Genomic DNA, 6,354 nt, shown 5'->3' on the forward strand with positions numbered 1-6,354 from the left:
ACCAACCTATTATATCATGAGAAACAGGATTTATCTCTTTACAGTAGCAGTAGCTTCTTTTATGTGCATCAGTTGTACAAAGACTCAAACCACTCTTTCGGAAAATGAAAAGGCAGTCAATCCTCCTATCATGGGATGGAGTTCATGGAATGCGTTTCGTGTAGACATCAGTGAAGACATTATCAAACACCAGGCTGACCTGATGGTGGAAAAAGGCCTGAAAGATGTCGGATATCATTATGTCAATGTTGATGATGGCTATTTCGGAAAACGTGACGACAACGGAATAATGCTTGCAAATGAAAAACGCTTCCCGAACGGCATGAAACCGGTGGCGGATCATATTCACAGCCTGGGAATGAAAGCCGGCCTTTATACCGATGCGGGTAATAGTACGTGTGGTTCCATGTGGGACAATGACACTGCAGGTATAGGAGCAGGTATCTACGGGCATGAACCACAAGACGCCCAATTATACTTTGGCGACTGGGGTTTCGACTTTATCAAAATTGACTATTGCGGAGGAGATGCGCTGGGACTTAATGAAAAGGAACGCTACACTTCAATCCGGAACAGTATAGACAAAGTGAACAAAGATGCTTCCATCAATATCTGCCGATGGGCCTTCCCGGGTACTTGGGCCAAAGACGCAGCAACCTCCTGGCGTATCAGCGGTGATATTAACGCACATTGGGGCTCATTAAGATATGTAGTCGGCAAGAATCTTTACCTGTCTGCCTATGCCGGCAACGGACATTACAATGACATGGACATGATGGTTATCGGATTCCGTAACGACAGCAAAGTGGGCGGACAAGGTCTTACCCCGACAGAAGAAGAAGCTCATTTCGGTTTATGGTGTATCATGAGCTCTCCTTTGCTTATCGGATGTAACCTGGAAAACATACCGGAGTCTTCTCTCGAGCTGCTGAAAAACAAAGAATTGATTGCCCTCAACCAAGACCCGCTGGGTTTGCAAGCATACGTAGCGCAACATGAAAATGAAGGTTATGTACTTGTGAAAGATATTGAGCAGAAACGCGGAAACATACGTGCTGTGGCTCTCTACAATCCTTCCGATACCGTATGTAGTTTCTCCGTCCCGTTCTCTTCATTGGAATTTGGAGGAAATGTAAAAGTACGTGATCTCGTAAAACATAACGATTTAGGCAGCTTCTCCGGCACATTCGAACAAACGCTTCCGGCACACAGTGCCATGTTCCTCCGTATGGAAGGCGAAACCCGTCTGGAACCGACTCTGTACGAAGCAGAATGGGCTTACTTGCCTCTTTTCAACGACCTAGGTAAAAATCCTAAAGGTATTCTTTATGCCAATGACAAAGAAGCTTCCGGCAAAATGAAAGTAGGTTTCCTGGGTGGACAACCGGAGAATTATGCCGAATGGAAGGAAGTGTATAGCGAAGATGGCGGACGCTACAACATGACTATCCATTACTCATACGGTAAAGGACGCCAAATAGAACTGGATGTCAACGGCATTATTACCAAAATAGATTCTTTGGGAGAGGATAATAACCATAACGAAATCACAGTTCCCGTTGAACTAAAAGCAGGATATAACACCATTCGCATGGGTAATAGTTACAACTGGGCACCGGATATCGATTGTTTCACTCTGACAAAAGCATTGTAATTTGACGATATAACCCTCAATATTAAAAGGAGCAACAACGGAATAAAGATGCCCCTAAAAGTTTTTCATCTTACTTTTAGGAGGCACTTTAAAAGCCATTATTGCTCCTTTTCCAGTTTAGATACTGTCTAGTAATTCGTTCAATATTTTATATCTTCATACCTATTTCGCTTCATTCATTCCGGCGTTATTGTAATCTCCGCCTTTTCTTCTATATTCATCTGCAAGCATGCATCTTCTGTCAGAGGAGTCCAGACAACCCGCTTGCATTCTCCTTTTTGCAAATCGTTAGAATGATGACTGCTACCAGTCAAATATTCCGTTCCCACTTCCGTATTCGCAAATGTCCATCTCCACACACCATCTAAATTCAGATAGAAGTTTTCTATTTTACTGTCTTTTGCATGAAATTCCCTCACATTCCCCTGAATATCAAGCGAACGAAGTTGGCAAGAATCAAGTGATACACTATAGCGCCCACGGACAACCAATGAATCCGTTTCAATACCCTTCAAGTTTAATTTCAAACCTTCCGTATCAGTAATTGCGCTAGCCAGCGAGTCCACAGCCAATTTTACGTCAAAACCAGTTGAGTAAATATAATCTTGGTGTTGAAATTTATCAGGAATATTATTCACACTAAAATCCAGCTTCATGAACAGAGTGTCATCCTTTTGAATTACATTCAAATATTTCCCCTTAGGATACGAAATTTGTTCTTTACCTGACAAAGCGGAAGGAGATTCTATTTGCATTTCTCCGCTCACAAACACACGCCTCTCTTTAAACACTCCATCCTGGCTGACAAATACCTTCACAACATGCACGCCATTCAAGTCCATTGTCACTTGTTCATCACCCAAAAAGGCTCCATTTTCCCAATACGGCTTCCCCGACGTAGATACGAAAATAATAGTTGCCACAACTACAATCAATCCCGAAACGAGGAGGCCTATAAATATATAAGTAGTACGTTTCATAATATTCGTCTTTATTCTATTTTTGCTTTTTTATAAACTCATGATACATTGTCTCTATCTCTTTTATCGGTATATCAAGCGTATACAACTGACGAAAGAAATAGTCCAGTTCTTCCTTTAGAAAGGTATCCTTACGGAGAGAATGAATCAGCTCTTTCGCTCCCGTAGTTACAAAATACCCAATGCCACGTTTATTATAAATAATATTCTGCATCTGAAGATAATCAAAGGAACGCATCACCGTATTAGCATTCACCTCCACAATAGCAGCATACTCTCTGACAGAAGGGATTCGCTCCTCTTCCGGATATTGCCCCAGCAATATCTCATCACAGATTCTATCTGCAATCTGTAAATAAATAGCTTTACTTTCTTTAAAATTCATAGGTTAAGGTATTACATTCGATTAATAATTTCGGACTCTTTAAAGCGGAAATAAGCCAGCGTCCAATTCACCAACGCAAAAAAGATGCCGGCAACAATTATGATCCACCAAATAGTATCTTTGGACTCGAATATGCCTCCCGGATAATATTGACCGTTTTCCAACAGAATCTTACTCATCAAAATGCCGACTAAAAAATACACCATAACTATCACTGTTCCTGCTGCAAATGTTTTCAGGAAAGAGTTCTTTGGCCAAATAGAACTACCCAGTACAAATAAAGATTGAACAAAGAAATAGCCTGACATCAGTGCTCCAAATTGCAACCCGGTGTTGCACAAAGTATAATATTTTTTATCTCCAACCAAATGCGACAGGGCAACAGGGGCAATGAAGTCTTTTTCCGGATAGGCCAAAGAATAAATAATCAACCGTGTATAGTCCGCCAACTTATAAGAAATCAGGAAAACAACCAAATACACTACTGTGAACACAAACCATCGAGAGAAGAATTTCTCGAAAGGAGTTGCCGGAACCATCAACATGGAAGTACGACTCGTTTTCGATTTCATCTTTTCCATTGTAAACGAAGCACTCAAACAGCCGAAGCCCCACAGTCCCCAAATAAAAGCAATCAGAAGAAATATCCACATCGGATCTCTTTCATGATTATAAGTACCTCTATACTCAAAATATCCGTTCCAAACCATTACCACCGCCATCACTCCATACATCAACACCATACGAAGCACATTCGATCTCCAATTCTCTACCATCTCCTTACGGCAAAGATTCATAAAACGAGGCAAACTGAAAAAAGTATCTTTTATCATCGTCTTTTATTTTTGAGTGTGAAACAATCGGGCTATCTCTTCAGGAGCAGCCAACGTAGCATTAAAAAGAAGTTCCAGATTTAATTCCGATTCTTCCTGTTCTTCGTTAGGAAGTATCAGGTAATTCCCCTGAATAGTAGGGATTGCGAAAAGAGCATTTTTCGCCAGTTCCCGATTGTCACTCTCCACAAAGAAAAGTTTGTCGCAAATATTACTTGTAGATTCATCCAGCAACACACGGCTGTCATCCATAATCAATACATGGTCGAGCACCTTATCAATGTCACGAACCTGATGCGTAGAAATTACAATCGTCTTATCATCCGACATGCCCGATGCGATAAACTTACGGAACTGACTTTTACCGGGAATATCCAGCCCGTTGGTCGGCTCGTCCATCAACAAAAGAGAAGTGTTTGTAGCAAGCGCAAAGCTCATGAATACTTTCTTTTTCTGTCCCATAGAAAGTGATCCGAGATCAATATCTATATCCATTTCAAAATAATGGAGATATTTAATCATCTCCTCCTTGCTGAAACGGGGATAAAAAGGGCTGTTCAACTCCACATAGCTAACCAGAGAGACTGAAGGTAATTCAAACTCTTCGGGAACTAAAAACATATCCTCCAAAGTAACCGGTAACCGACGGCGCACATCTGTATCGTGAAACACCACTTTGCCGTTTTTAGGAGTCAATAACCCGGACATCAGATAGAGAAGAGTAGACTTTCCCGCGCCATTCTTTCCCAACAGTCCATATACCCTGCCGGACTCGAACGAAAGCGAAAAATCATGTAATACCGCACGCTTCGATTTACGATAAGTAAATGAAAGATTTTCTACTGTAATCATAGCATTTCTGTTTAATGAACAATGTTTCTTAGTGTATTAGTGTAATAGTGCACCGCAAATGTAGACAATCTTTTGAATATTCCAATAGAAAAGGAGAAAAAAGTGCAAAAAAAAGGAGGAGCTAAGATCACTCTCCACTCCTCCTGTCACGACAAACAACTAAAATTATTCACTATTTGATGCCGTCCAATGCCCTTTTAGCAGTAGCATTAGCGGGGTCTATAGCCAGAATTTTATTCCAGTATTCTATGGATTTATCTTTATTAGCCTTTGCTTCGGCCTTCAATGCCGGATTCTCGATCGCTAACAAATAGTAATATCCAAGATAACTGTAACATTCAACCAAAGCTGAATTGTAATGAGGATCATTTTTGCTTTCCAATAAAGCAGCCACTTCCTCATAGAAAGGTTTCGCAAGCCCTTGAGTAGTTTCAGGGTCCAGTGCAGAATTGGCACGTGCTCTCCAGAAGTTACCCAAATAGCTGTCCGGCGCTATTTCCGCAATTGCATGGAAAGTGGAATCGGCGGACATTAACGCCTGCTTACGCTCTTCAACAGTGATTGCTAATGAATCAGGTTGCGTACCAGCACCGTAATAAAGTCTACCAAACTGGAACTGTAAGTCCGGAGTCTGTTTTTCCTTATCAAGAGATGCATAATATTTCTGGTAAGCACTGATTGCCTTTTTATAATCATTCTTCTGTTCGTAAGCAGAAGAGATATTTTTATATAAATCCGTCTTTGTCGGATCCATATTTACCGCTTTCTCATATTGTATTACCGCATCATCATATTTTTTCAGACTTTCCAGCAGGTGTCCATAATACATATAGTCCAAATACGAATAATCGGCTTTATCACATTCTTTGAAGAAGACATCTGCAGCCTTCAACGCTTCATCAAAACGCTTCAGGTCAGTATAATTATACATTGCCAAACGATTGAATGCAGCATGACGTGCGCTTTTTTGCAATCCCATATTAGCTACTTCGAGTGATTTCTCAAAATCATGGTTCAAAAATAAAGCAAAAGCATACTTCACCAAATCTTCTTCCGTAGCAGTAGGTCCCATTGCAAAATTCGCATAAGCCTCTACCGCTTTATTAAAATCATTTTTTAAATAGTAAATTTCGGCTAATTTTTTATCCACAGCTGTGTTGGACGGTTCCAGGTCCTTCAATTGGTTCAGCTTCTCAATGGCAAGACTTGCATTGGCTGATTTATAAATATCTGCATATTTCAAATAAGCTTCCGTACATTTCGGATCGAAATAAATTGCCTCCTCATACTTTTGAGAAGCAAGACCCGCATTTTTCTGTTTTACGGCAATATTTCCCTCCAGTACAGAAGCAAGAGCCGATTTACCATTCGCTTTTTTGGCAAGAGCTGCATACTCCTGCGCTTCGGGAATCTTGTCAGCATTCAGATATGCATTTCCAATAGCTACCAACAATTCCACATTTTTCTTATTTTTTCCTTTAATCAGATGCTCTGCTTCTTCAGCAGCCTGTGCCGGATTCGTCTGAATAGTTTCTTTCAATTTCGCAACCCCAGCCTGCCATTCGGCGTCAGATGATTGCGCATAGAGCGACCCTACTGCTATAAACGCTCCAGCTAAAAACATTTGTACTCTTTTCATGATAGTCTTTA

6 protein-coding genes are annotated in these 6,354 nt (G+C 40.8%); 1 reads left to right on the plus strand and 5 read right to left on the minus strand.

Annotated elements, in window-relative coordinates; all coding sequences use genetic code 11:
* Nucleotides 1-16: 16 nt before the first annotated feature.
* Nucleotides 17-1,654 carry an alpha-galactosidase D gene (locus tag ACT8YW_RS21235; protein WP_444107071.1) on the plus strand — a complete coding sequence of 546 codons (1,638 nt, stop codon included), beginning with the start codon at nucleotides 17-19 and terminating at the stop codon, nucleotides 1,652-1,654.
* A gap of 176 nt (nucleotides 1,655-1,830) precedes the next feature.
* On the opposite strand, the gene ACT8YW_RS21240 is transcribed toward ACT8YW_RS21235, so the two are convergent.
* From ACT8YW_RS21240 to ACT8YW_RS21260, 5 genes are all read right to left on the minus strand, one after another.
* Nucleotides 1,831-2,634 (minus strand): hypothetical protein, encoded by an 804-nt coding sequence (locus ACT8YW_RS21240; RefSeq protein ID WP_444107068.1) that lies wholly within the window; start codon nucleotides 2,632-2,634, stop codon nucleotides 1,831-1,833.
* A gap of 16 nt (nucleotides 2,635-2,650) precedes the next feature.
* Nucleotides 2,651-3,019, minus strand: a complete 369-nt coding sequence (locus ACT8YW_RS21245) for a GntR family transcriptional regulator (RefSeq protein WP_004316563.1) — start codon at nucleotides 3,017-3,019, stop codon at nucleotides 2,651-2,653.
* A gap of 11 nt (nucleotides 3,020-3,030) precedes the next feature.
* Entirely contained in the window at nucleotides 3,031-3,852 is an 822-nt protein-coding gene (locus tag ACT8YW_RS21250) for a hypothetical protein (RefSeq protein WP_444107069.1), read from the minus strand.
* Between the two features lie 6 nt (nucleotides 3,853-3,858).
* Nucleotides 3,859-4,704, minus strand: a complete 846-nt coding sequence (locus tag ACT8YW_RS21255; RefSeq protein ID WP_444107070.1) for an ABC transporter ATP-binding protein — start codon at nucleotides 4,702-4,704, stop codon at nucleotides 3,859-3,861.
* A gap of 172 nt (nucleotides 4,705-4,876) precedes the next feature.
* Complete coding sequence (locus ACT8YW_RS21260; protein WP_444107072.1) at nucleotides 4,877-6,343, minus strand: tetratricopeptide repeat protein; 1,467 nt, start codon at nucleotides 6,341-6,343, stop codon at nucleotides 4,877-4,879.
* Nucleotides 6,344-6,354 lie beyond the last annotated feature (11 nt).

It is taken from the genome of Bacteroides sp. (genome assembly GCF_052357945.1).
Taxonomy (GTDB): Bacteria; Bacteroidota; Bacteroidia; order Bacteroidales; family Bacteroidaceae; genus Bacteroides.

Coding starts and splice junctions, on each gene's coding strand:
- ACT8YW_RS21255 (WP_444107070.1), bottom strand. CDS start 4,704: ATGATTACAGTAGAAAATCTTTCATTTACTTATCGTAAATCGAAGCGT.
- ACT8YW_RS21240 (WP_444107068.1), bottom strand. CDS start 2,634: ATGAAACGTACTACTTATATATTTATAGGCCTCCTCGTTTCGGGATTG.
- ACT8YW_RS21245 (WP_004316563.1), bottom strand. CDS start 3,019: ATGAATTTTAAAGAAAGTAAAGCTATTTATTTACAGATTGCAGATAGA.
- ACT8YW_RS21260 (WP_444107072.1), bottom strand. CDS start 6,343: ATGAAAAGAGTACAAATGTTTTTAGCTGGAGCGTTTATAGCAGTAGGG.
- ACT8YW_RS21250 (WP_444107069.1), bottom strand. CDS start 3,852: ATGATAAAAGATACTTTTTTCAGTTTGCCTCGTTTTATGAATCTTTGC.
- ACT8YW_RS21235 (WP_444107071.1), top strand. CDS start 17: ATGAGAAACAGGATTTATCTCTTTACAGTAGCAGTAGCTTCTTTTATG.